Here is a 24,772-nt window from a genome sequence, read left to right as displayed (position 1 = left end):
TTGACCGTGTGTCCGGCAACGAACGAGCGCGGATGGGGACGATATGCGCGGGATCAGTCGAAGGGGCCTGCTGGGAGCCGGAGTCGGGGCCGCGGCCGCGATCGGGGTCGCCGGCTGCGGGCCGGCCGGGGGGACCGACGACACCGGGAGCCGGCCCGGTAAGGGCGGCGGGAACGGCAAGGGCGATCCGGGCCCCGGAAAGGTGGAGGGGCGCCTCATAGGCGACGGTTCCACGTCCGACACCGGAAAGCAGCCCAACCAGCCCGACAAGCCCGTTCCCCTGGAGCCGGGACAGACCCCGCCGCAGTTCGTGATCTTTTCGTGGGACGGCGCCGGCGAGGTCGGCAACGGCCTCTTCCCGCGCTTTCTGGAACTCGCCAAGAACCATGACGCGGGGATGACCTTCTTCCTCTCCGGGCTCTATCTGCTGCCCGAATCGAAGAAGACGCTCTACCGCCCGCCGAACAACCGCACCGGCGCCTCCGACATCGGTTACCTCACCGACGACCACATCAAGCAGACGCTGAAGTACGTCCGGCAGGCGTGGCTCGACGGGCACGAGATAGGCACCCACTTCAACGGCCACTTCTGCGCCGGCTCCGGATCGGTCGAGAAGTGGACCCCGGCCGACTGGCAGAACGAAATCGACCAGGCGGTGAAATTCGTCACCGAATGGAAGACCATCACCGGCTGGACCGACCTCGACCCGCTGCCCTTCGACTACCGCAAGGAACTCGTCGGCGCCCGCACCCCCTGCCTGCTCGGCCAGGACAATCTGCTGCCCACCGCCAAGAAGCTCGGCTGGCGCTACGACGCCAGCTCGCCCGGCGGACACCAGAAGTGGCCCGTCAAGCGCCGCGGTATCTGGGACCTGCCGCTCCAGCAGATGCCTTTCCCGGGGCACTCCTTCGAAGTCCTGTCCATGGACTACAACATCCTCGCCAATCAGTCGCAGAACACAACCAAGGGCATGCCGTCGCGCTATCCCGGCTGGAAGAAGCAGGCGACCGAGGCCTACCTCGCCGGCTTCAAGCGCGCCTACGAAACGAATCGCGCGCCCTTCTTCATCGGCAACCACTTCGAGCAGTGGAACGGCGGCATCTACATGGACGCCGTCGAAGAGGCGCTCAAGGGCATGGCCGGCAAGAAGGACGTACGGCTGGTGTCGTTCCGGCAGTTCACCGACTGGCTGGACGTCCAGGACCCGCGGATCCTCGACAAGCTCCGTACGCTCGAGGTCGGCCAATCGCCCGCGGGCGGCTGGAACGCCTTCCTTAAGCCCGCCTGACATCGGGCTTTACGGGCACGCAGGGGGGCGCGCAAGATCCCCGAAACGTACATGCGAAACTTTTCACATGAGCCTTAGCCGCGCCCCCCGAGGCATCCTGCTCACCGCCGGCGCCCTGGCGGCCGCGCTCACGCTGACCGCGTGCAGCGGCGACTCCAACGGCACGTCCGGCGGTGGCGGCAACACCAACTTCGTCACCAACACCGGCGGTGTCGACACCGTCGCCAAGGGCGAGCGCAAGGCACCCGGCAAGCTCGCCGGCGAGACCCTGGACGGCGAGCGGCTCGACGTCGCCGACCTCAAGGGCAAGGTCGTCGTGCTGAACGTCTGGGGTTCCTGGTGCGGCCCCTGCCGCGCCGAGGCCAAGCACTTCGCCAAGGCCGCCGGCGACCTCGACGGCAAGGGCGTGGAGTTCGTCGGGATCAACACCCGGGACCACAACAAGCAGCCCGCCCTCGCCTTCGAGAAGGACTACAAGGTCCCCTACCCGAGCCTGTACGACCCGGACGGCGAGCTGGTGCTCTACGGCTTCCCGAAGGGCACCCTCAACCCCCAGGGCATCCCCTCCACCGTCGTCCTCGACCGCGACGGGAAGATCGCCGCGCGCTCGCTCACCGCGCTGGACGAGACCCGGCTGCGCAAGATGATCGACCCCCTGGTGGCCGAGAAGGCTTCGGGGAACTAGCCGATGTACAACGAGACGGTCTCCAGCGGGGCCCTTCTGCTAGCCCTGCCCCTCGCTGTACTGGGCGGGCTGGTCTCCTTCTTCTCCCCCTGCGTCCTGCCGCTGGTGCCGGGCTACCTCTCCTACGTGACCGGCGTCACCGGTACCGACCTGGCCGAGGCCCGGCGGGGCAGGATGACGGCCGGGGCCGCCCTCTTCGTCCTCGGCTTCTCCGCCGTCTTCGTCTCCGGCGGCGCCCTGTTCGGCTACTTCGGCTGGACCCTCCAGGCCCACCGCGAGACGCTCACCACCGTCCTCGGCGTCCTGATGGTCCTGATGGGCGTCTTCTTCCTGGGCCTCATGCCCTGGTTCACCCAGCGCGAGTTCCGCCTCCACAAGCGTCCGGTGTCCGGGCTGGCCGGGGCGCCGCTGCTGGGCGCGCTCTTCGGCATCGGCTGGACGCCGTGCATCGGACCGACGCTCGCGTCCGTGCAGGCCCTCGCCGCCAACGAGGCCAGCGCGGGCCGCGGGGCGCTGCTGACCGTCGCGTACTGCCTCGGACTCGGCGTACCGTTCGTGCTCGCCGCGGTCGCGTTCCGCAAGGCGCTCGGCGCGTTCTCCTGGGTCAAGCGGCACTACGCCTGGGTGATGCGGATCGGCGGCGGCATGATGATCCTGACCGGCCTGCTCCTCCTCACGGGGGCGTGGGACACCCTGGTGCAGGAGATGCAAGGGTGGTCCGCAGGCTTCCAGGTGGGGATCTAGATCCATGAGCAAGACCGAAACGACCGAGCAGGACCTGGCGGAGGCGGGCGAGCAGCTCTCCACCGCCCCCAGGGAGGAGTCCGCCCACGGCGGCGGCCCCACGCTCGGGCCCATCGGCTGGATCCGCTGGTTCTGGCGGCAGCTCACGTCCATGCGGGTCGCGCTGATCCTGCTCTTCCTGCTCTCGCTGGGCGCGATCCCCGGCTCGCTGATCCCGCAGAACAGCGTGGACGACCTGAAGGTCCGCTCCTTCAAGGAGCAGCACGACGTCCTGGCCCCGATCTACGACCGGCTCCAGCTCTTCGACGTCTACAGCTCGGTGTGGTTCTCCGCGATCTACATCCTGCTGTTCGTCTCCCTCATCGGCTGCATCGTGCCGCGCACCTGGCAGTTCGCCGGCCAGCTCCGCGGCCGCCCGCCGGCCGCGCCCAAGCGGCTGACCCGGCTGCCCGCGTACGCCACCTGGCGCACCGAGGCCACGCCCGAGGAAGTGCGCGAGGCGGCGCTCGGCATGCTCAGGAAGCGGCGCTTCCGGGCCCATGGGACGGGCGACGCCGTCGCCGCCGAGAAGGGGTACCTGCGCGAGGTCGGCAACCTGCTCTTCCACGTCTCGCTGATCGTGATGCTGGTGGCGTTCGCCGCGGGCCAGTTGTTCAAGTCCGAGGGCGGCAAGCTGATCATCGAGGGCGGGGGCTTCGCCAACACGCTCACCCAGTACGACGACTTCTCGTCCGGGTCGCTGTTCTCCACCGACGAGCTGGCGCCCTTCAGCTTCCGGATGAACCAGTTCACCGGCACGTACGAGACCGGCGGGCCGCAGCGCGGCACGCCCCGCACCTTCGAGGCGGACGTCACGTACTCCGAGAACGGCGGCGACCGGAAGCGGAGCGTCATCCGGGTCAACGAGCCGCTGGAGGTCGGCGGCTCCAAGGTCTACCTGATCTCCCACGGGTACGCGCCCGTCGTCACCGTCAAGGACGGCAAGGGCGCCGTCGTCTTCAAGGGCGCCGTGCCGCTGCTGCCGATCGACAACAACATCACCTCCACCGGTGTGATCAAGGTGATGGACGGCTACCGCGACAGCACCGGCAAGAAGGTGCAGCTCGGCTTCCCGGCCTTCTTCGTGCCGACCTACGCGGGCAAGGGCAGCGGGATGATGTTCAGCAAGTTCCCCGGGCTGGCCTTCCCCGCGCTGAACCTCAGCGCCTACCACGGCGACCTGCGCGTGGACGGCGGGCTGCCGCAGAACGTGTACCAGCTCGACACCAGCAAGATGAAGCCCTTCAAGGGACCGAACGGCGACATCCTCAAGCAGACGCTGCTGCCGGGCGAAACGATGAAGATGCCGGACGGGGCGGGCTCGATCACCTTCGAGAAGGAGATCAAGGAGTGGGCCAGCTTCAAGATCTCCCAGCAGCCGGGCAACGGCCTCGCCCTCGGTGGTGCCGTCGCCGCGATCGCCGGACTCGCCGGGTCGCTGTTCATCCAGCGCCGCCGGGTCTGGGTGCGTGCCGTACGAGGGGACGCCTCCACCGGGGGGCTGACCGTCGTCGAGATGGCGGGGCTGGGGCGGAGCGAGTCCGCGAAGCTCCCCGAGGAACTGGCCGACCTCGCGGCCGTGCTCCACTCCGTGGCGCCGACCGCGCCCGAGGCCGACGAAGCCGATGAAAGGGCTGAGAAGTGAATCTCGCCGCCGCGACCAACGAGAGCCTGGCGCAGACGAGCAACGTGCTCGTCTACTCGTCCATGGCCGTCTACACGCTGGCCTTCCTCGCGCATATCGCCGAGTGGGTCCTCGGCAGCCGCAGCAAGGTCGGCCGGACGGCGGCGGCCCTGACCACCCCGGCGGCACCGGGGGTCCGGGTGCGGACGGCGGGGCAGGCCGGGGGCACCGCCGTGCTGGACCGGCCGCGGGTCGTCACCCGCTCCGCGTCCGGCGCGCGGGACGTGCCGGACGGGCCCGGCGCGGCCGGCGGGGACGAGAAGGGCGACCTGTACGGGCGCATCGCCGTCTCGCTGACCACCCTGGCCTTCCTGGTGGAGGCCGCGGGCGTGGTCGCCCGGGCGCTGTCCGTGCAGCGGGCCCCCTGGGGCAACATGTACGAGTTCTCCCTGACCTTCTCCACGGTGGCGGTCGGCGCGTACCTGGCCTTCCTGGCGGCCGGCCGCAGCGTCCGCTGGATGGGCCTGCTCCTGGTCACCACCGTCCTGCTGGACCTGGGCGTCGCCACCACCTGGCTGTACACCGAGAGCGACCAGCTCGTGCCGGCCCTGCACTCGTACTGGCTGTGGATCCACGTCTCCACCGCGATCTTCTGCGGCGCCGTGTTCTACCTGGGCGCGGTCGCCACGCTGCTGTACCTCTTCCGGGACGCGTACGAGAACAAGGTCGCGTCCGGCGGCACGCCGAGCGGCTTCGCCCGCTCGGTGCTGGAGCGGCTGCCGGCCGCGGCGACCCTGGACAAGTTCGCCTACCGGGTGAACGCGGCGGTCTTCCCGCTGTGGACCTTCACGATCATCGCCGGTGCCATCTGGGCCGGTGACGCGTGGGGCCGCTACTGGGGCTGGGACGCCAAGGAGGTCTGGTCGTTCATCACCTGGGTCGCCTACGCGGCGTACCTGCACGCCCGGGCGACGGCCGGCTGGAAGGGCCGCAAGGCGGCGTACGTGGCGCTGATCGCCTTCGCCTGCTGGCTCTTCAACTACTACGGGGTCAACATCTTCGTGAACAGCCTGCACTCCTACGCGGGAGTCTGAGGCGCGCTCGCCGGTGCCCGGCGCCTGAGGTAGCGCCGGGCAGGGGACCGCGCGACGCTGGATGCATGGCCGATCAGATCCCTCCCGGCATCAGCGACAGCCACGGCGACACCCACACCCTGCGGTTCGTGGTCCCCCTGCCCCACCCCGCCGAACGGGTCTGGCTCGCCCTGACCACCCCCGGCGGCCTGCGGGGCTGGCTCGCCGAGGCCGAGATCCTCCAGTGCCGGCTCGGCGGCGACGTCACGCTGCGCTGGCTCACCACGGAGCCGGCGACCGAGGTGTCGGGGACGGTCACCGCCTGGGACCCGGAGCGGATCGTCGAGTACACCGTGGAGGTCCACGGGCGGATGCGGTTCCACCTGGATCCGGGCGGCGGACGCGGCGGGACCGCGCTGCGGTTCACCGGCGAGCTGCGCGGGACGGACGACTTCCGGCTGGACCGCCTGGCCGGCTGGCACGACCACTTCCTGTACCTCGCCGACTCCCTGGACGGCCACCCGGCCTCCTGGCCCGCCTGGTCCCGCGACCGCTGGCAGGAGCTGCGGGACCAGTACGAGGCCCGCGACTTCGACGCCACGTAGGGCGTGCACCGGGGCCGAGGGGCCCGGACGCTACGGGGTGCGCGGGGGCATGCAGTCGGCGGCCGGCGGCCGGCCGTCCGGCCAGGCGATGGCGACGAACCGGGGCTTGTCGCGGGTGAGCTCCACCACCGGGACCGCCTTGTTGTACGGGTTGCCGTGGTTGTCCAGGCAGATCCAGCCGCTCGCGCCCCGTACCCCCAGGTCCCCGGTCATCTGGGGCCACTGGAGCCCCACGTCCTTCAGGGCCGGCAGCCGCTTGCCCTGCACCGTGGCCCGCCGGACGGCCTGCACGGCGACCGTCATCGCGTCGTACGCGATGATCGCCTGCCCGTCCGAGAGCTCGACCTGCCCGACGGGGCCCGCCTCCGGACCCGACACCGCCTCCGTCATCGCGCGGAACCGCGCGTACGCCTCCGCCGAGCCGCCCGGCGTGGGGGCCTTCCCGCCACGGGGCGGAAGCCATGCGTCGGGGTGGGCCAGGGCCGCGTAGCGGACGGTCAGGCCGGCGCCCAGCGCGCCGCGGTCGAGCTCCCCGTCGGCGCCCAGGTACGAGCCCTCGTCACCGGTCAGCACCGTGAACTTCCGGTGCGTGCAGCCGCGTGACCCCAGCGCGTTGATGAACTGCCGTAGCTGGGTGTGGCGCCCGGCGAAGAACACGGTGTCGGCGCGGGTGGTGCACAGCAGATGGGCGATCTGCTGGAAGGTGTTGGCGGTGGTGCCCTCGTCGTTCGGGTCCTCGGGCGAGGTGAAGAGCTGCGGCTGGTACGGCGACTTCGCCAGCAGCTTCGAGAAGGCGCCCTTCAGGGTGTCCGTGTAGTGGTCGCCGTCCCGGGCGTCGTGCACCAGGATCGCCTTCGCCGCCTCCACCCGGCCGAAGTGGGCGAGGGCGTCCGCCTCGTCGCTGTTGGTGGGGGACACCCGCGCGAGCCCGGGGAACGGCTTCCGGCGGGGGCCGTTGGTCAGGTCGTCGGCGGTGATGGTGGTGCCCACCACCGCGATGTCCGCGGCGGTCAGCTCGGCCACCGCCTGCCGGACGGGGGTGCTGCTGGTCGCTATGCCGGACACCGCCCGCAGGTGGTGGGGCGCGCCGGTCATGCCCTTCAGGGCGGCGACGGTGGTGCGCCAGTGGGCGTTGCCGTTGCCGGTGTTGGCCAGGACCAGCCGGATCTTGGGGACCTGGTTGTTGGACTCGTTGTTGGCCTCGTACTGCTGGGCGAAGGCGCCCTGCACCTCGTGCAGGACCTTGATCCTCATCCCCGGGCTGGTGGAGGTCAGCGGCAGCAGCAGCGCCACCGTGGCGTACTCGCCCGCCTTCAGGCCCGCGTTCTCCCGGGCGATGGCCCGGGAGACGTCCCGCAGGGACGCCACCCCGAAGTCGAAGCCGTCGCCGGAGACGCCGACGCACTCGTCACTGCCCGCCGGGCGGGCGACCCCCGGGGCGCAGGAGCGGTCCTCCGGGGTGGTCAGCCGGCCGACGGCCCAGACGGTGCCCCAGGTGAGCAGCGCGAGCACCAGCGCACTGGTGACGATCTTCTGCCGGGTGGTGTAGAAGACCCGGTAGCGCAGTGGATGGGGCACGTCAGACTCCGTCCTCCCGCCCCGGCGGAACCGCGGGGCTCCGCCAGGCACGGATGTCCTTCGGCCAGTGGGTGGCCGCGTCCCACAGCGTGCTGGTGCCGGTCAGGTGCCGGCCGGACAACTGGCGCAGCTCGTGCACCAGCTTGTCGATCACGTCGTCGTCGGGCAGCGCCAGCGGGTCGGTCAGCAGCCACACCGCGTGCAGCAGCCGCCGCAGCCCCAGGTGCAGTGCCGTCCCGTCGGCGTCCAGGCCCTCCGGCAGCGGGCCGCCCGGGTCCTCGCCCAGCGCCGTCGCCCGGCGCGGGTCGGGCCCGGTGCGCCCCTTCTCCCGGGGGTACGGGGCGGAGGCGATCAGCCGCAGCCGGGCCAGCCAGCCCAGCACGTCCGGGCCGGGGAACTCCAGCCGCAGCGTGGTGACCGCCTCCTCGGTCCGGCCGAGCGCCAGCTCCTGGCGGAGCCGGTACGGGGTGGGCCCGGGGCCGTGGTGGCGGTGCAGCGTCTCGTGGACGGCGCGCCAGGCGGCGTACGCGGGCGCGTCGTCGTGGAAGCGCAGCCGGTGCAGCAGCAGGGCCCGCAGCAGCGGGTCGGCGACGAAGTGCCCGCCGCCCTCGGGCCAGCCGTCCGCCCGCAGCGCGTCGCGCACCAGCAGCGCCATGTCGCCCTCCACCGACGCCCCGCGCAGCCGGGTGCGGGCCAGCACGCGGGCCGACTCCTCGTCGTGGGCGGCGGCCAGCACGGCGGCGGCGTCCGGGCGCAGCCCGGGCGGCAGCAGCTCGCCCAGCAGGGTGTCGGCGACCGGGACGGCGGGGGCGTCCTCGCGCAGCTCCACCGTCAGGTCCAGCAGCGCGCCCGGCGTGAGCGCCCCGCGCCCGGCCGCCGGCACCTCGCCCGCCGCCCGCCCGAGCAGCGCCACGCCCAGCGGCCGTCCGGCCGTCAGCCGGTGGACCGCCCGCGACAGGTCGGCCGGCGCGCGGCCCGCCGGGTCGTACCGGTCGAACACCGCCCGCGCGTGCGCGGCGCTCAGCGGGGTGAGCTCCACGGCGAGGATGCCCGAGGTGATGTCCGGGCCCCGGGGGCAGGGCGCCCGGTGCGCGACCTCCGGCAACCGGGCGCGGGTCGCCCGCCGCAGCCCCTCGTGGTCGCGCTCCCGGGACGAGGCGACGAGCACGAGCTGGTCGCGGCGCCCCGCGCTGCGGTCCCGCAGGATCGGCTCGATCAGCCGCCGGCCCAGCGGCAGGTGGGCGTTGTCCAGCAGGACGAGCGGCCGGCCGCGCCGGGTCCCGCGCCGGGTGAGGCCCGTGTAGGCGCGGCGCACGTCCTCCACGAGCGCGCCGACCAGGAACCCCTCGGCCTCCTCCCGGCGCCGTCCGCCCAGCTCGAAGTCGACGGCGAGCTGGTGCAGGCCCAGTTCACCGCGCCCGCCCGCGTTGCGGTACATGCCGTACCAGGCCTTGGACTTGCGCTGGTAGCGGCCGAACACCTCCTCCAGGACGGTCTCCACCGTGGCCTCGGCGAGCAGTCCGGCCACCGGCGCGGTCGTCTCGGCGGCCGTCGCGGCCAGTTTGGCCAGCACCTTGGAGACCCACGTACCGGCCGCGCCCTTGGCCTCGTCGACGGTGGCGAGGACCGGCCCGAGGCGCTGGAGGTCGCGCCGGGCCCGGTCGTCGTCGTCCTGTGACCAGCCGGTGACCGCGACGGCGGCCAGGCCCAGGGCGAGGCGCGGGAACTCCACCGGGCGCGCCGAGTGGATCCTCGGCGACAGTTGCACGGCCAGCTCGGCGAGGGCGCCGGTCAGCGGGTTCCAGCCGGGCCCGTGGTCGAGCGGCGGCTCGATGTGCGCGCAGTCCAGCAGCGCGAGCGGGGTGCCGCCCCGGTAGGCGTTGCGGACCTGTTTGAGCAGGGCGGTCTTGCCCATGCCCCGGCCGCCGGTGAAGACGGTCACGGGCGGGTCGTCGCCGTGCTCGTACCCGGCGGAGGCGAAGCCGTACGGCGTGAGTCCGGTCAGCCGCGCGGCGAGGCCCGACTCGTCCAGGACCGCCTCGCGGCCGTACAGCTCTCTGTCCACCGCCACCCCCCGTGACTCAGCGTCAAGTCAAGGTTACTTTCGAACCGTTGGCTGCGTGCGGGGTCGGGCGAACCGTCATTCAGTCGTGATCGCGTCAAGCTGCGCGCGCAGGTACGCGTGCGAGTCGACGCCCCGGACGTCGGTGCCGGGATCGCACTCGTAGAAGTACACCAGCGACATCAGTTCCTCGGAGGGGACGTCAGCGGGCGGCGGCAGCACCCGGTGTCGGCCCGAGCGCCAGCGCCCGTCCGTCCAGAAGGCCATCAGGTCCCCGATGTTGATGGTGAGGGCGTCCGGGTCGTACGGGGCGTCCTCCCAGCCGCGCCGGTCGGTGAACACCTGGAGCCCGCCCTTCCCGGCCTGCCGGTCGAGCACCGTCACCGTCCCGAAGTCGGTGTGCGCCCCGATGCGGAACTGGCCCGGCTCCGGATCGCCCAGCACGTCCCGCCCCGGGTACCAGTTGATGTTGAAACCCCAGGTCGGCCGGGCGGTGTGCCGCGTGAAGAAGTCCTCGTCCTCGCCCAGGGCCGTGCCCAGCAGCTCCAGCAGCCGGTCCGACAGCTCCCGCATCCGCGCCAGGTACTCCTCGGCCGCCGGCCGCAGTCCCGGCACCTCGGCCGGCCAGGTGTTGGGCAGGAACCACTCCGCGTCCACCGCCGGGTCGCCGGACGGCTCGTCGGCGGCGAACGACAGCGACTCCTTCAGGTCCGGCGGGCCGGCCGCCCCCTCCGCGGACGCGTTGGCCTCCGCGCCCGGGCCGAGCCACCCGCGTCCGCCGACCTTCACGGCGTACCGCCGCTTCAGCCGCGCGTCCAGGTGGAAGAACCGCCGCGCCTCGCGCCGGACCGCCGCCCGCAGTTCCGGCTCCACCCCGTGTCCGGTCACCAGCAGGAACCCGGCGGCGCGCAGCGCCCGGTCCACGGTGCGCGCGGTCGCGGCGCGGGCGGCGCGGTCACCCGACAGCCAGGACGCCAGGTCGACGACGGGGATCGTGGGGTCGGGCGGGGTGGCCCGCCGGTCGAGGTCCATGGCGGTACTCTTCCCCGCCCGGGACCCGCCGGAGCGGAGGCGGGGTCAGGACTTCTCGGGACCCTTGTCCCCGCCGTCCTGCTGCTCGTCCCGCTCGCCGTCCTTGAGGTCCTCGCGGTCCTTGAGCTCCTCCTCGCGGCGGCGCAGGTCGGCCTCCCAGTCCTTGAGCAGCGCCTCGTCCTTCTCGTTCTCCGCGCGCAGCGACTTCAGGAACTCGGGGTTGTCGTCGGGCGCGACCCACTCGGTGCGCGGTGCGCGGCCCGTCGAGAAGGGCGAGGGACGGCCACCGTCCGGGGCGTGGCGCAGCTTGCCGGCGGCCAGCCAGACGATCGGGCCGACGATCCAGAAGAGCAGGATGATGAAGATCCAGGCGACCTTCGGCAGGTGCCGGGTCTCGTCCTCGGGGGTGTTCAGGCAGTCGATGAAGGCGAAGATCGTCAGCGCCAGCGGCAGGATGTACAGCAGTGCCCTGAGCATGTGGGACAGCCCCCTGGAAGCAGCGGCGGAGCGCGTTTCGCCCGCCCCGGTGACAGCTCCAGCCTAGCCGGTGGCCGATACTGGGCCCCATGGCTCACGACGATCTCCGCTCGCTGCTCAGGGCGCTGGAGCGCGAAGGCGACCTCAAGCGCATCAAGGCCGAAGTCGACCCGTATCTGGAGGTCGGGGAGATCGTCGACCGGGTCCAGAAGTCCGGCGGACCGGCGCTCCTCTTCGAGAACGTGCGCGGGTCGTCGATGCCGCTGGCGATGAACGTCTTCGGTACGGACCGGCGGCTGCTGAAGGCCCTGGGGCTGCGGTCGTACGACGAGATCGGCGCCAAGGTGGGCGGGCTGCTGAAGCCCGAGCTGCCGCACGGCTTCGTGGGGGTGCGGGAGGCGTTCGGCAAGCTGGGCGCGATGACCCACGTACCGCCGAAGAAGGTGAAGGACGCCCCGGTGCAGGAGGTCGTCCTCACCGGCGACGACGTGGACCTGGAGCAGCTCCCGGCCCTCTTCACCTGGCCCAAGGACGGCGGCTCGTTCTTCAACCTGGGGCTCACCCACACCCGGCACCCCGAGAACGGCATCCGCAACCTCGGTCTGTACCGGCTCCAGCGCCACGACCGGCGCACCATCGGCATGCACTGGCAGATCCACAAGGACAGCCGCAACCACTACCAGGTCGCCGCCCGGCGCGGGGAGCGGCTGCCGGTCGCGATCGCCTTCGGAGCGCCGCCGGCCGTGACGTACGCCTCCACGGCACCGCTGCCGGAGGACATCGACGAGTACCTGTTCGCGGGCTTCCTCCAGGGCAAGCGGATCGAGATGGTCGACTGCAAGACCGTGCCGCTCCAGGTTCCGGCGCAGGCCGAGGTGGTGCTGGAGGGCTGGCTGGAGCCGGGCGAGATGCTGCCCGAGGGGCCGTTCGGCGACCACACGGGCTTCTACACCCCGCAGGAGCCGTTCCCGGCGCTGACCATCGACTGCGTGACGATGCGGCGGCGGCCGCTGCTCCAGTCGATCGTGGTGGGCCGCCCGCCGACCGAGGACGGTCCGCTGGGCCGGGCGACGGAACGCTTCTTCCTGCCCCTGCTCAAGATCATCGTGCCGGACATCGTGGACTACCACCTGCCGGAGTCGGGCGGTTTCCACAACTGCGCGATCGTCTCGATCGACAAGAAGTACCCCAAGCACGCCCAGAAGGTCATGCACGCCATCTGGGGCGCGCACATGATGTCGCTGACCAAGCTGATCGTGATCGTCGACGCCGACTGCGACGTCCGCAACCTGCACGAGGTGTCCTGGCGGGCGCTGGGCAACACCGACTACGCCCGCGACCTGACGGTCGTCGAGGGCCCGGTCGACCACCTGGACCACGCGTCGTACCAGCAGTTCTGGGGCGGCAAGGCGGGCATCGACGCCACCCGCAAGTGGCCCGAGGAGGGCTACACCCGCGACGGCGGCTGGCCGGACATGGTCGAGTCCGACCCCGCGACGGCGGCCCTGGTAGACCGCCGCTGGAAGGAGTACGGCCTGTGAGCCCCATCGCCGTGGGCGGCCCGGCCCTCTTCATCGGCACCGACACCGACTACGTCGCGCTGGTGCGCCCGGAGCTCGACCCGGACCAGCCGGGGGTGCGGGCGGCCGCCGCCGAGGCGGGCGTGACCCCGGAGGAGTTCGCCGGCCCCGGGGACCTCTGGGCGGTCATGACCGAGACCGGCGGTGAGGGCGACGGCTTCGAGCTGCCTGGTGTGCGCGACGTGGAGCCCGCCCATTTCGCCGAGCGGCTGCGCGACGGGCTGGCGGCGGCGTCCGGGCCGTTCACCGTCGACGGCGGCGCCGTGCTGGTCCTGGACGCCCGCCCGGCGGGCGCGGACGCGTACGCCTTCACGGCCCGTGTCACCCCGCCGGACGACCCCGGCACGACCTGGACGGTGGAGACGGGCCCGGTGCCCGTCGCCGGCCTGCTGGCCGACATCGACGCGTTCCTCGGGAGCCTCGCATGATGACGACCGCCGACGGGGTGGTGGATTCCGGCCCGGCGCCGCGGCCGGGCGGGAAGGTGAAGGCCTTCCTGCGGCTGGTGCTCATCGAGCACTCGGTCTTCGCGCTGCCCTTCGCGTACATCGCCTCGCTCACCGCGATGTACCAGGAGGACCGGACCGTCCACTGGGTGGAGCTGCTGCTGGTCACGGTCGCGATGGTGGGGCTGCGCACCTTCGCGATGGCGTGCAACCGGATCATCGACCGGGAGATCGACGCCCGGAACCCGCGCACGGCCGGCCGGGAGCTGGTCACCGGGGCGGTGTCGGTCCGCTCGGCCTGGACCGGGGCGCTGGTGGCGCTGGCGGCCTTCCTTGGCGCGGCCGCGCTGCTGAACCCGCTGTGCCTGGCGCTCGCGCCGGTCGCCGTCGTCCCGATGGTGGTCTATCCGTACGGGAAGCGGTTCACGAACTTCCCGCACGCGATCCTGGGGCTGGCGCAGGCGATGGGCCCGGTCGGCGCGTGGATCGCGGTCACCGGCGCCTGGTCGTGGGACGCGGTGGTGCTGGGCCTGGCGGTGGGCGTCTGGATCGGCGGCTTCGACCTGATCTTCGCCTGCCAGGACGTCCGGGCCGACCGCGCGCACGGGGTGAAGTCCGTGCCGGCCCGCTTCGGCATCCCGGCGGCGCTGCACGGGGCCCGCGCCGCGCACGTCGTCACCACCGGCCTCCTCGTCTGGTACGCGCTCGCCACCGGCGCCGGGCTGTTCTTCTGGGCCGGCCTGGTGGTCGTCGCCGCCGCGTTCGTCTACGAGCACACGATCGTGCGCCCGCACGACCTGTCGCGCCTGAACCGGGCGTTCTTCACCACCAACGGCTTCATCGGCGTGGCGTTGTTCGTGTGCGCGCTGGCCGACCTGGTGGTGCGCGGCCTCACCCCGTGATGGCGGCCGCCCCGTCCGCGGACGGACGGCGGCGGCGGAAGACGAAGGCCGCGGCCACGCCGGCGAGCAGCCCGAACAGGTGGCCCTGCCAGCTCACGCCCGACTGCGCGGGGGACACGCCCAGCAGGACCGTGCCGCCCCAGACGGTGCCGACCAGCAGGCCGACGGCGACGTCCAGCGGCCTGCGGTCCACGAAGCCGCGTGCCGCCAGGTAGCCGAAGAGGCCGAAGACCAGGCCGGACGCGCCCGCCGTGACGCTGTGCGCGGGCGACACCAGCCACACCCCCAGGCCGTCGAGGACCACGATCAGCGCCGCGACGGCCAGGAAGCGCCGGATGCCGCCGAGCGCGGCGAGGAAGCCGAGGACCAGCAGGGGCACGGTGTTGGCCGCCAGATGCCCGGCGCCGAAGTGCAGGAACGCCGCCGGGACGAGGTCGCGCAGCTCACCGGCCTCCCGGGGGGAGATGCCGTAGGTGTCGAGGGCGTGGCCGCTCAGCAGGTCGACGGCCTCCAGCAGCCACAGCAGCGCCACCCAGGCGCCCATCAGCGCGGCGGCCGCCGTCATCCGGCCGGCCGCGGTCCCGCCGGCTCCGGTGCGGGCGGTGGCGCCGCCCCTCGTCGTCCTCGCCATGGCGGCCCCCTGTGTGTCGCGCGTCCCGGTCCGCGCGCCCGTGCGCGCGTCCGTCCCGGAAACGTCCGGGGCGCCCGGCCCGGTTCCGTACCGGCCGGTTCGGTACGGGAGTGGCCGGATAGGCTCAGCGCGTGGAGCCGGTACAAGCGCAGCGTCGTCCGTGGGTCGTCGGGGTGTCGGGGGCGTCAGGGACCCCGTACGCCGCCGCCGTGCTGCGAGGTCTGCTCGCCGCCGGGGAGAGCGTCGATCTGGTGGTGTCCCGGGCGTCGCGGCTGACGCTGCTCGACGAGACCGGGATCGGTTTCCGGGACGCCCACTGGCGCGAGGACCTCGCCGAGTGGCTGTCGCGGGGCGCGGACGGGAAGCCCGGGACGTACCGGGTGGACGTGTCGGACGTGCGGCACTGGGCGGCGGGCGACCTCGCGGCCGGGCCGTCGTCGGGGTCGTACCCCGTCAAGGGGATGCTGATCGTGCCCGCGTCCACCGCGTGCGTGGCGGGGGTGGCGCTGGGGCTGTCGAAGGACCTGTTGCAGCGGGCGGCGAGCGTGACGCTGAAGGAGCGGCGGCCGCTGGTGGTGGCCGTCCGGGAGACCCCGCTGAACGGCCAGACCCTCCGGCACCTGGTGGCGCTGGACGAGGCGGGCGCGGTGGTGCTGCCCGCCTCTCCGGCGTTCTACGCGGGTGCGACGCACATCCAGGACCTGGTCGACTTCGTCGCCGGCCGGGTGCTGGACGCCGCGGGCGTGCCCCACGGGCTGTACCGCCGCTGGAAGGGGGAGCTCGGCGGGGGCGCCCCCGGCAGGGCCGAGGGGGAGCTCGGTTGAGGACCCGCGGCCGGCAGGGGCGGTCTTGTCGATCGGGCCGGGTCGGGGGCCGGGCGTCGTGAGCCGGACCCGATCGGCGAGAGGCTTCTCAGCGCTTCCCGGTACGGCGCGGACGAGGCGGCGACACGCGGTCGACCCGGCGCGCGGCGGCCGGCTGGTGGGCACGCGAGCGGTTGGCCAGCTCCTGCAGCGCGCGCATGTGGGCGTAGGCCATCTCGATCGTGTACACGATGAGTGTCATCTCCTGACGGATCGTCTTTGATCTTCTGAAAGATTCACAGGGCGTTGGCTCTGTGTGCCTTTGATTCTACAATCAAAAACGCTGTGTTGCTGAACAATGGAAGGCTTCAGGTATATGGACGCCGTGGATAGGCAGCTCATCCAGGCCCTTCGCGAGAACGGCAGGGCCTCGTACGCCGAGCTCGGCCGGCTCGTCGGGCTCTCCGGGCCCTCCGTGACCGACCGCATCAACCGGCTGGAAGCGGCGGGCGTCATCACCGGCTACCGCGCCACGGTGGACGCCGCCTCCCTCGGCCTCGGCGTCACGGCGCTGATCGGCATCTCCCTCTCCGACGCCGCCGACCACGAGGACGTGGCGCGCCGGCTGAAGGACCTGGCCGAGATCGAGGACTGCTGGTTCATCGCCGGTGACGACTCCTTCATGCTCAAGGTGCGCGCCAGCGACGTCGACGGCCTGGAGAAGACGATCCGCCGGCTGTCCGGGACCAAGGGCGTCTCCCGCACCCGCACCACCATCGTGCTGTCGACGAAGTGGGAGAACCGGGTCGGCGACCTGCCGGAGGAGGGCTGACGACACCGCGTGTTTCCGGGGGAGTACGGTGGTGGAGCCCGATTGACGCACGTATGGGAGGCGGCCTGCTATGGACGCGGGGCTCAAGCGCGAGCTCGAGGAGAAGGTCCGTTCCGGGGAGCGGCTGACCCGCGAGGACGGCATCGCCCTCTACGAGTCGGACGACCTGGCCTGGCTCGGCGGTCTCGCCCACGAGGTGCGCACGCGCAAGAACGGTGACGTCGTCCACTTCAACGTCAACCGGCACCTGAACATGACGAACGTGTGCACCGCGTCGTGCGCCTACTGCTCGTTCCAGCGCAAGCCGGGCGAGAAGGACGCGTACACCATGCGCATCGAGGAGGCCGTCCGCCTCGCCAAGGCGATGGAGAACGACAACCTCACCGAGCTGCACATCGTCAACGGGCTCCACCCCAACCTGCCGTGGCGCTACTACCCCCGCTCGCTGAGCGAGCTGAAGAAGGCGCTGCCGCACGTCTCCCTGAAGGCCTTCACGGCCACGGAGATCCACCACTTCGAGACGATCTCCGGACTGTCCGCCTCCGAGATCCTCGACGAGCTGATCGAGGCCGGTCTGGAGTCGCTCACCGGTGGCGGCGCGGAGATCTTCGACTGGGAGGTCCGGCAGCACATCGTGGACCACCGCACCCACTGGGAGGACTGGTCCCGCATCCACCGCCTCGCGCACGAGAAGGGTCTGCGGACCCCGTGCACGATGCTGTACGGGCACATCGAGGAGCCCCGCCACCGCGTCGACCACGTGCTGCGGCTGCGTGAGCTCCAGGACGAGACCGGCGGCTTCCAGGTCTTCATCCCGCTGCGCTACCAGCACGACTTCGTGGACATGCGGGACGGCAAGGTCCGCAACCGGCTCCAGGCGCGCACCACGATGGCCACCGGCGCCGAGGCCCTGAAGACCTTCGCGGTCTCCCGGCTGCTCTTCGACAACATCCAGCACGTCAAGGTCTTCTGGGTCATGCACGGCGTCCAGACCGCCCAGCTCGCCCTCCAGCACGGCGCGGACGACATGGACGGCTCGGTCGTCGAGTACAAGATCACGCACGACGCGGACAACTACGGCACGCCCAGCAAGCTGGGCCGCGAGGACCTGCTGGAGCTGATCCGGGACGCCGGCTTCCGCCCCGTGGAGCGCAACACGCGGTACGAGATCATCCGCGAGTACCCGGGCCCCGACGCGGACCGCCGCGAATCGCCCCAGCCCATGCGGGTCTGACCCGCCGGGCCCGGGCGCGTTCGGCCCCGCCCCCGCCGGGTACCCGGGGCGCGTGACCGGCCACGCCGCCGCCCGGGGCGCCGCCCCCGAGGACGCCTACGACGCCGCGCCCTTCGTACCGGAGGGCGCCGGCATCGAGGCGCTGCGCGAGGCGGCCGCCGGGTGCCGGGGCTGCCCGCTGCACCGGGACGCCACACGGACCGTCTTCGGCGCCGGGAACGCCCACGGGCGGGTCCTGCTGGTGGGCGAGCAGCCCGGCGACCAGGAGGACCGGCAGGGCGCGCCGTTCGTCGGGCCGGCCGGCCAGGTGCTCACCCGGGCGCTGGACGAGGCCGGGATCGAGCCGGACGACACGTACGTCACCAACGCCGTCAAGCACTTCAAGTTCACGGTCGTGCCCGAGCGGGGCAAGCGCCGCATCCACAAGTCGCCGAGCCTCCGCGAGGCGGCCGCCTGCCGGCCGTGGCTGGAGGCGGAACTGCGGCTGGTCGCCCCCGAGGTGGTCGTCGCCCTGGGTGCCACCGCCGGGAAGGCCCTGCTCGGTCCGTCGTTCCGGGTCACCGAGCAGCGGGGCACCCTGCTGCCGCTGCCCGGCCACGAGGAACTCGGCGCGTGCCTGGTCGCGACCGTCCACCCCTCCGCCGTGCTGCGCTCCCGCGACCGCGAGGCCCTCTACGCGGGCCTGGTGTCCGACCTGCGGATGGCGGCGCGGGCCCTCGGCTGAGCCGTTTATCGTCGCTCGCATGCCGTTGACCTTCGCACTGGACCCGCCGGTCGGTCCCGCTCTGCGCGACGGCGTCCTCACCCTGTGGGCGGACGTCTCCAACGCGGGCGGCTCCGTCGGCTTCGTCCCGCCCGTCACCCCCGACGACATCCGCCCCGAGTGGGTCAAGCACCTCGCCGCCATGACCGAGGGCCGCACCCGGCTGCTGGTCGGCCACGACGAGGACGGCGCCGTCGCCGCCACCGCCTTCATCACGCACAACACCCACCGCCTGATGCGGCACTGGGTGTGGCTCTACACCGTGATGGTCCACCCCCGTCACCAGGGCAAGGGGTACGGGCGCGACCTGATGGCCGCCACGGAGCGGGCGGTGCGCGGCCTCGACGGCATCGAGGCCGTCCGGCTCACCTGCCGCGGCGGCACCGGCGTCGACCGGTTCTACGCCTCGTGCGGCTACAAGGAGGTCGGCCGGGTCCCGGACGCCATCCGGGTGGCCGACGGCGACGACCGGGACGACATCATCATGCATCTGCCGCTCCACCCCCTGAACTGATCGAATCGGCACGTGCTTCACTGGACGGGCAGGAACGCCGTACCAAGGAATACGAAGGAAGAAGGCCCCGCCGTGTCCGCTGCCCGCACGAGCGCCACGATCCGGTACTCCCTCATGCGCCTGGGCGTCTTCGCCGGCTGCTTCCTCGCCCTGTGGGGGCTGGTGTACGTCGGCGCGCTGCCGCGCGGCCTCGGGGACTCCAACCTGCTGTGGGTGCTCCTCCTGTCCATCGTGATCTCGGCGCCCCTGAGCTTCGTCCTGCTGCGCAAGCAGCGCGACGCGATGTCCGCGCAGATCGTCGAGAAGGTCGACACCGCCAAGGCCCGCCTTGAGGCCAACCGGTCCCGGGAGGACCGGGCCGCCCGGTGAGCTGAGTCACGTACCCCCGCGCACCCCCGTGCCGAAGCAGCGCTTCGCACGGGGGTGTTGGCGTTCTTGGCCCGGCGGACCCAAAGAAGTGCTTTGAGGTCCTCAAAGTTCAAGTGTTAACGTGTTCGACGTGACGACAGCAGTGCGCCCCGAAGCCGACGCCATGAGCATCCCGCTCGTGGCGCGCCTGCACGTCGACCTCTGCCGCTGTATGTCCGCGGTCTGTTGCCGCGAAGTCTGACCCGGCATCATGCAGCGGCGCCGCCGTAAGGCGCGTGCGCCGCACCCCTCGTCCCGTATTCCCCGATACGCCTCACTGGAGTGTGTCCGTGTCCGCGTCCGCGAGCACCGCGAACCCCGATACCCCGCCCGTCCGCCGCATACCGAAGGTGCCCTTCTGGGCCCAGATCGTCGCCGGTCTCGTCCTCGGCGTGGTCCTCGGCTGGGTCACCCGCACCTATGACGTGCAGTGGCTGCACACCACCCTGGACAAGGTCGGCCACATCTTCGTCCAACTGCTGAAGCTGGCCGTCGCGCCGCTCGTCTTCTTCGCGATCCTGGTGTCCATCACCAACCTGCGCAAGGTCAACAACGCCGCCCGGCTGGCCACCCGCACCCTGCTCTGGTTCATGATCACGTCGCTGATCGCCGTCGCCATCGGCCTCGCGATCGGCCTGGTCACCAACCCGGGCGCCGGCACCGGCCTCACGCCCAAGGACGGCGAGAAGCCCGAGAACGCCGGTAGCTGGCTGGACTTCCTCACCGGCATCGTCCCCACGGACGTCATCACGCCGTTCACCGAGCTGAACGTCCTCCAGATCGTCTTCATGGCCGCCGTCGCCGGCATCGCCGCGCTGAAGCTCGGCGAGAAGGCCCAGCCGATCCTCACCCTCAGCGAGTCGGTGCTGGAACTGCTCCAGAAGGCGCTGTGGTGGGTCATCCGCCTGGCCCCGCTCGGCACCGTCGGCCTCATCGGCTACGCCATCGCCGACTACGGCTGGGACCTCATCGGCAAGTACGCCACCTTCACCGCCGACGTCTACATCGGCTGCGCGCTGGTCCTGTTCGGCGTGTACCCGCTGCTGCTGGCGGTCGTCGCCAAGGTCAACCCGGTCCAGTTCTTCAAGGGTGCCTGGCCCGCCATCCAGCTTGCCTTCGTCTCCCGCTCCTCCGTCGGCACCATGCCGGTCACCGTCAAGGTCACCGAGCGCCTCGGCGTGCCGAAGGAGTACACCTCCTTCGCCGTCCCGTTCGGCGCGACCACCAAGATGGACGGCTGCGCCGCGATCTACCCGGCGCTCGCCGCGATCTTCATCGCCCAGATCTTCGACGTCCAGTTGGGTATCGGCGACTACCTGCTGATCGCCTTCGTCTCGGTGATCGGCTCCGCCGCCACGGCCGGCCTGACCGGCGCGACGGTCATGCTGACGCTGACCCTTTCCACGCTGGGCCTGCCGCTGGAGGGCGTCGGCCTGCTGATGGCCATCGACCCGATCCTGGACATGATGCGCACGGCGACCAACGTCGCCGGCCAGGCGCTGGTCCCGGTCGTCGTCGCCGCCCGCGAGAAGATCCTGGACCACGACGCGTACAACGCCGCCTCGGCGTCCCCGATCGACGGCGACGGCGACGCGTACGGCGTGCGCGAGGCCGAGCGGAAGGTGACCGTCCCGGCCACCGCCTGACACCCCCGCACGAACGCGCCCCCACCGGCCGACGGCCGGCGGGGGCGCCTTCGCGCGGGCGGTCAGAGTCCGGCGGTCTGGAGCAGCCGGTTGGGCGAGGACTTCGTCACCGTGAGGATGTCCTTCACCGACTGCTCGACGAGCCAGGTGTACACCTGTGCGGGTGTCGCCGCGGGGTAGCGCGCCTTGAGCAGGGCGGCCACACCCGCGACGTGCGGGCCGGCCATGGAGGTGCCGTTCAGCGCCACGCTCCCGCCGCCGAGCCGGGCGGAGAGGATGGCCGCCCCGGGGGCGTAGAGGTCCAGGCACGTGCCGAAGTTGGAGAAGTCGGTCTCCCGGTCCAGGTAATCGGTGGCCCCGACGGTCAGGACCCGCGCCGCGCTCGCCGGCGAGACGGTGCAGGCGTCGACCGAGTCGTTCCCGGCGGCGACCACCGGCAGGACGCCCTTGTCGGACAGCGCGGTGGCGGCCTGGTTGAGGGCGTCGCTCCGCGGGCCGCCGAGCGAGCCGTTGAGCACCGCGGGCTGCTTGGCGTTCCTCGCCACCCAGTCCATGCCGGCGATCATCCCGGCGTACGAGCCCCTGCCGTCGCAGCCGAGGACCCGCACGCTCACCAGGGTCGCCTGCCGGGCGACACCGAAGGTCGCCCCGCCGACGGTCCCCGCGACGTGCGTGCCGTGGCCGTTGCAGTCCTGGCCGTTGCGGCCGTCGCCCATGGCGTCGAAGCCCGGCACGGCACGGCCGCCGAACTCCGGGTGGTGGTAGTCGATGCCGGTGTCCAGGACGTAGGCCGTCGCGCCGGCCCCGGAGCTGTTGACGTTGAACTGCTGGTTGAGCGGGAGGTAGGGCTGGTCGATGCGGTCCAGGCCCCAACTGGCGGCGTACGCGAGCGGGTTCGGTCCGGCGGGCACGGGGTCGGCGGTGACCACCGCGTCCTGCTCGACGGCCGCCACGTCCGGCAGGCCGCGCACGGTCGTGAGTTGCGAGGCGCTCAGTCCGGCCGTGAAGCCGCGCAGCACGTGCGTGTACTCGTACAGCGGGGTGACGCCGAGCTGCTGGGTGATCCGGACGGCGGACGCCGTGCCGGGCTTCAGGGTGACGATGTACCGGCCGGGCACCGGATCGGCCGTGGTCCGCAGCGGTGCGGGGGTCTCGGCGGCCACCGCGGTGACGGTGGCGGCGACGGGTGCGGCGGTGGCGGTGGCGGCGGTGGCCGGGGTCGCGGCGAGGGGGAGCAGGAGGAGCATCGCGATACGCGAACGGCGGGCGAACAGCCTCATGCAGAACTCCGATCGGGAGTGTCCGAGAAAGGGCGACGTCTGTAGGGAAGCAGTCGCCGGGCTCCAGGTGGCATCACTCACTGGAGTGATGCGGATACTTTGCGTGGCGAACGGCGCACATGACAACGGGCTATGTGCGCGGCACGCGCCCTGCCGACGGGTCGTAGGCTTACCGACTACCCAGGAGTAGGAGGACGGTTGACGTGAAGAGCACGGGCGCGAAGGCCAAGCGCATGCCCCGGGCCGTGCGCGAACAGCAGATGCTGGACGCGGCCGTGCACACCTTCGGACAGCGGGGCTACCGGGCCGCGTCGATGGACGAGATCGCCGAACTGGCCGGTGTGTCCAAGCCGTTGGTGTACCTGTACCTCAACTCCAAGGAAGAGCTGTTCACCGCCTGCATCCGGCGCGAGGCCGCCGCGCTGATCGCCGCCGTCCGCGGCGCGGTGGAGCGGGACGCCACCGAGCCCGGGCCGCCGGCCGACCGGCAGCTCTGGGCGGGCCTCACCGCGTTCTTCGCGCACACCGCCGAGCACCCGGACGGATGGGCGGTGCTGCACCAGCAGGCCCGTACGCACGGCGAGCCGTTCGCCGCCGAAGTGGCGGCCATGCGCGACGAGATGGCGGCCTTCGTGACCGTCCTGATAGGCGCGGCGGCCCGGGACGCGCACCAGGACCCCGCGTTCGCCGACCGGGACGTGTCCGGGCTCGCCCGGGCCCTGGTGGGCGCGGCCGAGTCACTGGCGCAGTGGGCCAACGAGACGCCGGGGGTGTCCGCCAAGGAGGCGGCCGCGACCCTGATGAACTTCGCCTGGACGGGCCTGGGCGGCCTCATGGACGGCCGGCGCTGGTCGCCCTCCCGGTGAGCCCCGCCCGCTCACCCGAACGCCGGGGCCGCCTTGCCGCCGGGTGGCGGGGCGCGTCGTATGGACAGGGACATCCGGTCCGGCGCGAGAGGTAGCCATGTTCGTACGTACGACCTATGCCACGGGTGAACCCGCGAAGCTCGACGGGGCCGTGGGCGCCCTCACCACCGAGGGCAGGCAGCAGCTCGCACAGGAGCCGGGGTATCGCGGTGTGGGCGTGTTCGTGGACCGCGAGGTCGGCAAGCTGGTGATCGGCACCTGGTGGGAGGACGAGGAGGCCCTGCGGGCCAGCGCCGACCGCATGAGCGAGGTGCGCGCCCGGATGCTGGCGGGGTTCGCGGCCACGGTGACGGTCGACTCCTGGGAGGCGGCGGTGGTCACCCGGCCGGAGTCGGCCGGTGAGGGCGCCCGGTTCCGGATGGTCCGGATGGAGGTGGCCCCGTCCGACGCCGACTCCCTGGTCGACTCCTACGAGCACGGCGCCCTGCCCAGGCTCCGGGCGATGCCGGGCTTCCTCGGCGGATCGCTGCTGCTCGACCGCGTCGGCGGGCGGGCCACGGTCGGCGCGCTCTACGCGGACCAGGAGAGCCTGGCGGCGTCCCGCGGCCCGGTCGCCGCCGTGCGCGGCGAAGCGACGGCCCGGGCGCGGACGACCGTGCGGTCGCTGGAGGAGTTCGAGGTCGTCATGGTGGAGGCCCGGCCCCCGTCCTGACCCGGCGCCGGTCCTGCCCTCGTCCTGACCCGGCCCCTGTCCCTCACCCGTCCTGACCCGGCGCCGGTCCTGACCCCGGCGCGGTGTGACGCGGGCGCGCGGGGGTCAGAACGGCACCCGGGCCGCGTCCACGGCCGCGGTGGCGGCGGGGTCCCCCTCGCACTCGATGCTGCCGACCGGCGGGCGGCCCGACAGGTGCCGCATCAGCGTCACGGCGTCCGTCTGCACCACCACGGCCGGTGCGCCGCGCCCCAGCGTCCAGCGGCCCCCGGCCGGTCCCGACAGGTCCAGGAACACCGGCGGTCCGCTCCAGCCCAGCGCGAGGTCCAGCAGCACCTGTCCGACGACCTCCTTGTCGTGCTCGCGCAGGACGAGGTCGCGCTCGGCGGCGTCGCAGATGTCCACCCGGTGCATCCAGGTGTCACGGGAGACCAGCACCCTGGCCAGGAAGTCCATGGAGTCCTCGGCCAGCTCCCTGGACTCCGGGAACAGCGGGCTCAGCGGGATCCTGCGCCGCATCCCGGCCGGCACCCGCTCCACCGCCCGCACCCCGCGCGGGCCGAGCCGGGTCAGCAGCCCGATCAGCTCCTGGGGCGGCGCGGAACGCCGGGCCTCGACCTGGCACTGGTTGTGCGCGTGCAGCGGCGACAGTCCCGGGTGGCGCCGGCGGCCCAGCACCGCCCGGCCGACCAGCAGCCAGGGCCGGGCGAGCTCCTCGTACTGCGCCACCACATGGGCCGTCATGTCCCGCACGGTCCAGCTCTCGCACGCCGTGCCGCGCGACCAGTCGCCGGGCGCCAGCCCGTGCAGCAGGGCGAGCATCGCCCGCACCTCGGCGGCGTTCACCGCCCGGGCCCGGAGCGGGTGCGTACGGGGGATGTCGCCGGCGGAGGGCGGGGTGGTGGTGACCATGGCGTCTCCCTGGGCGAGGACGTACTCCCCGAGACA

26 protein-coding genes are annotated in these 24,772 nt (G+C 72.3%); 18 read left to right on the top strand and 8 right to left on the bottom strand.

Features of this window, described 5'->3' with window-relative positions; genetic code table 11:
• Positions 1-43 precede the first annotated feature (43 nt).
• The 6 genes from ACF068_RS04520 (at position 44) to ACF068_RS04495 (ending at position 6,058) form a co-directional block, all read left to right on the top strand.
• Positions 44-1,288 (top strand): hypothetical protein, encoded by a 1,245-nt coding sequence (locus ACF068_RS04520; RefSeq protein ID WP_392272623.1) that lies wholly within the window; start codon positions 44-46, stop codon positions 1,286-1,288.
• 67 nt (positions 1,289-1,355) lie between these two features.
• Entirely contained in the window at positions 1,356-1,973 is a 618-nt protein-coding gene (locus ACF068_RS04515) for a TlpA family protein disulfide reductase (protein WP_392272622.1), read from the top strand.
• 3 nt (positions 1,974-1,976) lie between these two features.
• Positions 1,977-2,717: a cytochrome c biogenesis CcdA family protein gene (locus tag ACF068_RS04510; RefSeq protein WP_392272621.1), complete on the top strand. Its 741-nt coding sequence runs from the start codon at positions 1,977-1,979 to the stop codon at positions 2,715-2,717.
• A gap of 4 nt (positions 2,718-2,721) precedes the next feature.
• Positions 2,722-4,401, top strand: coding sequence for a cytochrome c biogenesis protein ResB (locus tag ACF068_RS04505; RefSeq protein WP_392272620.1), 1,680 nt, complete (start codon positions 2,722-2,724; stop codon positions 4,399-4,401).
• A complete protein-coding gene (ccsB, locus tag ACF068_RS04500; RefSeq protein ID WP_392272619.1) occupies positions 4,398-5,474 on the top strand; it encodes a c-type cytochrome biogenesis protein CcsB in 1,077 nt (358 codons plus the stop codon). The genes ACF068_RS04505 and ccsB overlap by 4 nt, the downstream gene beginning before the upstream one ends.
• A 65-nt stretch (positions 5,475-5,539) precedes the next feature.
• Positions 5,540-6,058: an SRPBCC family protein gene (locus tag ACF068_RS04495; protein ID WP_392272618.1), complete on the top strand. Its 519-nt coding sequence runs from the start codon at positions 5,540-5,542 to the stop codon at positions 6,056-6,058.
• A 30-nt stretch (positions 6,059-6,088) separates the two neighbouring features.
• On the opposite strand, the gene ACF068_RS04490 is transcribed toward ACF068_RS04495, so the two are convergent.
• From ACF068_RS04490 to ACF068_RS04475, 4 genes are all read right to left on the bottom strand, one after another.
• On the bottom strand, positions 6,089-7,636 hold the full coding sequence (locus tag ACF068_RS04490) for a hypothetical protein (protein WP_392272617.1): 1,548 nt from the start codon (positions 7,634-7,636) through the stop codon (positions 6,089-6,091).
• 1 nt (position 7,637) lies between these two features.
• Entirely contained in the window at positions 7,638-9,701 is a 2,064-nt protein-coding gene (locus ACF068_RS04485; protein WP_392272616.1) for a hypothetical protein, read from the bottom strand.
• A gap of 75 nt (positions 9,702-9,776) precedes the next feature.
• Positions 9,777-10,730 carry an isopenicillin N synthase family dioxygenase gene (locus ACF068_RS04480; protein WP_392272615.1) on the bottom strand — a complete coding sequence of 318 codons (954 nt, stop codon included), beginning with the start codon at positions 10,728-10,730 and terminating at the stop codon, positions 9,777-9,779.
• Positions 10,731-10,775: 45 nt separating this feature from the next.
• On the bottom strand, positions 10,776-11,207 hold the full coding sequence (locus ACF068_RS04475) for a PLD nuclease N-terminal domain-containing protein (RefSeq protein WP_392272614.1): 432 nt from the start codon (positions 11,205-11,207) through the stop codon (positions 10,776-10,778).
• Between the two features lie 89 nt (positions 11,208-11,296).
• On the opposite strand from ACF068_RS04475, the gene ACF068_RS04470 reads away from it, so the two are divergent.
• Genes ACF068_RS04470 through mqnP form a run of 3 tightly spaced genes read left to right on the top strand, consistent with a single transcriptional unit; the run spans position 11,297 to position 14,135 of the window.
• Entirely contained in the window at positions 11,297-12,748 is a 1,452-nt protein-coding gene (locus tag ACF068_RS04470) for a menaquinone biosynthesis decarboxylase (protein ID WP_392272613.1), read from the top strand.
• Positions 12,745-13,215: a hypothetical protein gene (locus tag ACF068_RS04465; protein ID WP_392272612.1), complete on the top strand. Its 471-nt coding sequence runs from the start codon at positions 12,745-12,747 to the stop codon at positions 13,213-13,215. The genes ACF068_RS04470 and ACF068_RS04465 overlap by 4 nt, the downstream gene beginning before the upstream one ends.
• Positions 13,215-14,135 carry a menaquinone biosynthesis prenyltransferase MqnP gene (gene mqnP, locus ACF068_RS04460; RefSeq protein ID WP_392272699.1) on the top strand — a complete coding sequence of 307 codons (921 nt, stop codon included), beginning with the start codon at positions 13,215-13,217 and terminating at the stop codon, positions 14,133-14,135. The genes ACF068_RS04465 and mqnP overlap by 1 nt, the downstream gene beginning before the upstream one ends.
• Here the strand turns inward: mqnP and ACF068_RS04455 are convergent.
• Complete coding sequence (locus tag ACF068_RS04455; RefSeq protein ID WP_392272698.1) at positions 14,125-14,700, bottom strand: rhomboid family intramembrane serine protease; 576 nt, start codon at positions 14,698-14,700, stop codon at positions 14,125-14,127. The genes mqnP and ACF068_RS04455 overlap by 11 nt on opposite strands.
• 197 nt (positions 14,701-14,897) lie before the next feature.
• Here ACF068_RS04455 and ACF068_RS04450 point away from each other — a divergent pair, with 197 nt between their 5' ends.
• Positions 14,898-15,590: a UbiX family flavin prenyltransferase gene (locus tag ACF068_RS04450; protein WP_392272611.1), complete on the top strand. Its 693-nt coding sequence runs from the start codon at positions 14,898-14,900 to the stop codon at positions 15,588-15,590.
• Positions 15,591-15,678: 88 nt separating this feature from the next.
• Here the strand turns inward: ACF068_RS04450 and ACF068_RS04445 are convergent, their stop codons facing one another.
• Positions 15,679-15,831: a hypothetical protein gene (locus ACF068_RS04445; protein ID WP_392272610.1), complete on the bottom strand. Its 153-nt coding sequence runs from the start codon at positions 15,829-15,831 to the stop codon at positions 15,679-15,681.
• A 114-nt stretch (positions 15,832-15,945) separates the two neighbouring features.
• On the opposite strand from ACF068_RS04445, the gene ACF068_RS04440 reads away from it, so the two are divergent.
• From ACF068_RS04440 to ACF068_RS04415, 6 genes are all read left to right on the top strand, one after another.
• A complete protein-coding gene (locus ACF068_RS04440; RefSeq protein WP_030495192.1) occupies positions 15,946-16,401 on the top strand; it encodes an Lrp/AsnC family transcriptional regulator in 456 nt (151 codons plus the stop codon).
• Between the two features lie 70 nt (positions 16,402-16,471).
• A complete protein-coding gene (gene mqnE, locus ACF068_RS04435; protein WP_392272609.1) occupies positions 16,472-17,635 on the top strand; it encodes an aminofutalosine synthase MqnE in 1,164 nt (387 codons plus the stop codon).
• A 52-nt stretch (positions 17,636-17,687) separates the two neighbouring features.
• Complete coding sequence (locus tag ACF068_RS04430; RefSeq protein WP_392272608.1) at positions 17,688-18,359, top strand: UdgX family uracil-DNA binding protein; 672 nt, start codon at positions 17,688-17,690, stop codon at positions 18,357-18,359.
• Positions 18,360-18,378: 19 nt separating this feature from the next.
• Entirely contained in the window at positions 18,379-18,912 is a 534-nt protein-coding gene (locus ACF068_RS04425) for a GNAT family N-acetyltransferase (RefSeq protein ID WP_392272607.1), read from the top strand.
• A gap of 72 nt (positions 18,913-18,984) precedes the next feature.
• Positions 18,985-19,281, top strand: coding sequence for a DUF4229 domain-containing protein (locus tag ACF068_RS04420; protein WP_392272606.1), 297 nt, complete (start codon positions 18,985-18,987; stop codon positions 19,279-19,281).
• A 329-nt stretch (positions 19,282-19,610) separates the two neighbouring features.
• Positions 19,611-20,966: a dicarboxylate/amino acid:cation symporter gene (locus tag ACF068_RS04415; RefSeq protein WP_392272605.1), complete on the top strand. Its 1,356-nt coding sequence runs from the start codon at positions 19,611-19,613 to the stop codon at positions 20,964-20,966.
• 62 nt (positions 20,967-21,028) lie between these two features.
• Here ACF068_RS04415 and ACF068_RS04410 read toward each other — a convergent pair whose 3' ends face one another.
• Positions 21,029-22,246, bottom strand: a complete 1,218-nt coding sequence (locus ACF068_RS04410; protein ID WP_392272604.1) for a S8 family peptidase — start codon at positions 22,244-22,246, stop codon at positions 21,029-21,031.
• A 233-nt stretch (positions 22,247-22,479) separates the two neighbouring features.
• Between ACF068_RS04410 and ACF068_RS04405 the strand changes: the two genes are divergently transcribed.
• Positions 22,480-23,112 carry a TetR/AcrR family transcriptional regulator gene (locus tag ACF068_RS04405; protein ID WP_392272697.1) on the top strand — a complete coding sequence of 211 codons (633 nt, stop codon included), beginning with the start codon at positions 22,480-22,482 and terminating at the stop codon, positions 23,110-23,112.
• Positions 23,113-23,209: 97 nt separating this feature from the next.
• A complete protein-coding gene (locus ACF068_RS04400) occupies positions 23,210-23,824 on the top strand; it encodes an antibiotic biosynthesis monooxygenase (RefSeq protein ID WP_392272603.1) in 615 nt (204 codons plus the stop codon).
• A 105-nt stretch (positions 23,825-23,929) separates the two neighbouring features.
• Here ACF068_RS04400 and ACF068_RS04395 read toward each other — a convergent pair whose 3' ends face one another.
• Positions 23,930-24,736: a maleylpyruvate isomerase family mycothiol-dependent enzyme gene (locus ACF068_RS04395; RefSeq protein WP_392272602.1), complete on the bottom strand. Its 807-nt coding sequence runs from the start codon at positions 24,734-24,736 to the stop codon at positions 23,930-23,932.
• Between the last annotated feature and the right edge of the window lie 36 nt (positions 24,737-24,772).

This window comes from Streptomyces sp. NPDC016309, from assembly GCF_043077235.1.
GTDB lineage: Bacteria > Actinomycetota > Actinomycetes > Streptomycetales > Streptomycetaceae > Streptomyces.
This window is presented reverse-complemented; position numbering and strand designations above follow the sequence as displayed.

Coding starts and splice junctions, on each gene's coding strand:
- ACF068_RS04520 (WP_392272623.1), top strand. CDS start 44: ATGCGCGGGATCAGTCGAAGGGGCCTGCTGGGAGCCGGAGTCGGGGCC.
- ACF068_RS04515 (WP_392272622.1), top strand. CDS start 1,356: ATGAGCCTTAGCCGCGCCCCCCGAGGCATCCTGCTCACCGCCGGCGCC.
- ACF068_RS04510 (WP_392272621.1), top strand. CDS start 1,977: ATGTACAACGAGACGGTCTCCAGCGGGGCCCTTCTGCTAGCCCTGCCC.
- ACF068_RS04505 (WP_392272620.1), top strand. CDS start 2,722: ATGAGCAAGACCGAAACGACCGAGCAGGACCTGGCGGAGGCGGGCGAG.
- ACF068_RS04495 (WP_392272618.1), top strand. CDS start 5,540: ATGGCCGATCAGATCCCTCCCGGCATCAGCGACAGCCACGGCGACACC.
- ACF068_RS04480 (WP_392272615.1), bottom strand. CDS start 10,730: ATGGACCTCGACCGGCGGGCCACCCCGCCCGACCCCACGATCCCCGTC.
- ACF068_RS04475 (WP_392272614.1), bottom strand. CDS start 11,207: ATGCTCAGGGCACTGCTGTACATCCTGCCGCTGGCGCTGACGATCTTC.
- ACF068_RS04470 (WP_392272613.1), top strand. CDS start 11,297: ATGGCTCACGACGATCTCCGCTCGCTGCTCAGGGCGCTGGAGCGCGAA.
- mqnP (WP_392272699.1), top strand. CDS start 13,215: ATGACGACCGCCGACGGGGTGGTGGATTCCGGCCCGGCGCCGCGGCCG.
- ACF068_RS04455 (WP_392272698.1), bottom strand. CDS start 14,700: ATGACGGCGGCCGCCGCGCTGATGGGCGCCTGGGTGGCGCTGCTGTGG.
- ACF068_RS04445 (WP_392272610.1), bottom strand. CDS start 15,831: ATGACACTCATCGTGTACACGATCGAGATGGCCTACGCCCACATGCGC.
- ACF068_RS04440 (WP_030495192.1), top strand. CDS start 15,946: ATGGACGCCGTGGATAGGCAGCTCATCCAGGCCCTTCGCGAGAACGGC.
- mqnE (WP_392272609.1), top strand. CDS start 16,472: ATGGACGCGGGGCTCAAGCGCGAGCTCGAGGAGAAGGTCCGTTCCGGG.
- ACF068_RS04425 (WP_392272607.1), top strand. CDS start 18,379: ATGCCGTTGACCTTCGCACTGGACCCGCCGGTCGGTCCCGCTCTGCGC.
- ACF068_RS04410 (WP_392272604.1), bottom strand. CDS start 22,246: ATGAGGCTGTTCGCCCGCCGTTCGCGTATCGCGATGCTCCTCCTGCTC.
- ACF068_RS04405 (WP_392272697.1), top strand. CDS start 22,480: ATGCCCCGGGCCGTGCGCGAACAGCAGATGCTGGACGCGGCCGTGCAC.
- ACF068_RS04400 (WP_392272603.1), top strand. CDS start 23,210: ATGTTCGTACGTACGACCTATGCCACGGGTGAACCCGCGAAGCTCGAC.
- ACF068_RS04395 (WP_392272602.1), bottom strand. CDS start 24,736: ATGGTCACCACCACCCCGCCCTCCGCCGGCGACATCCCCCGTACGCAC.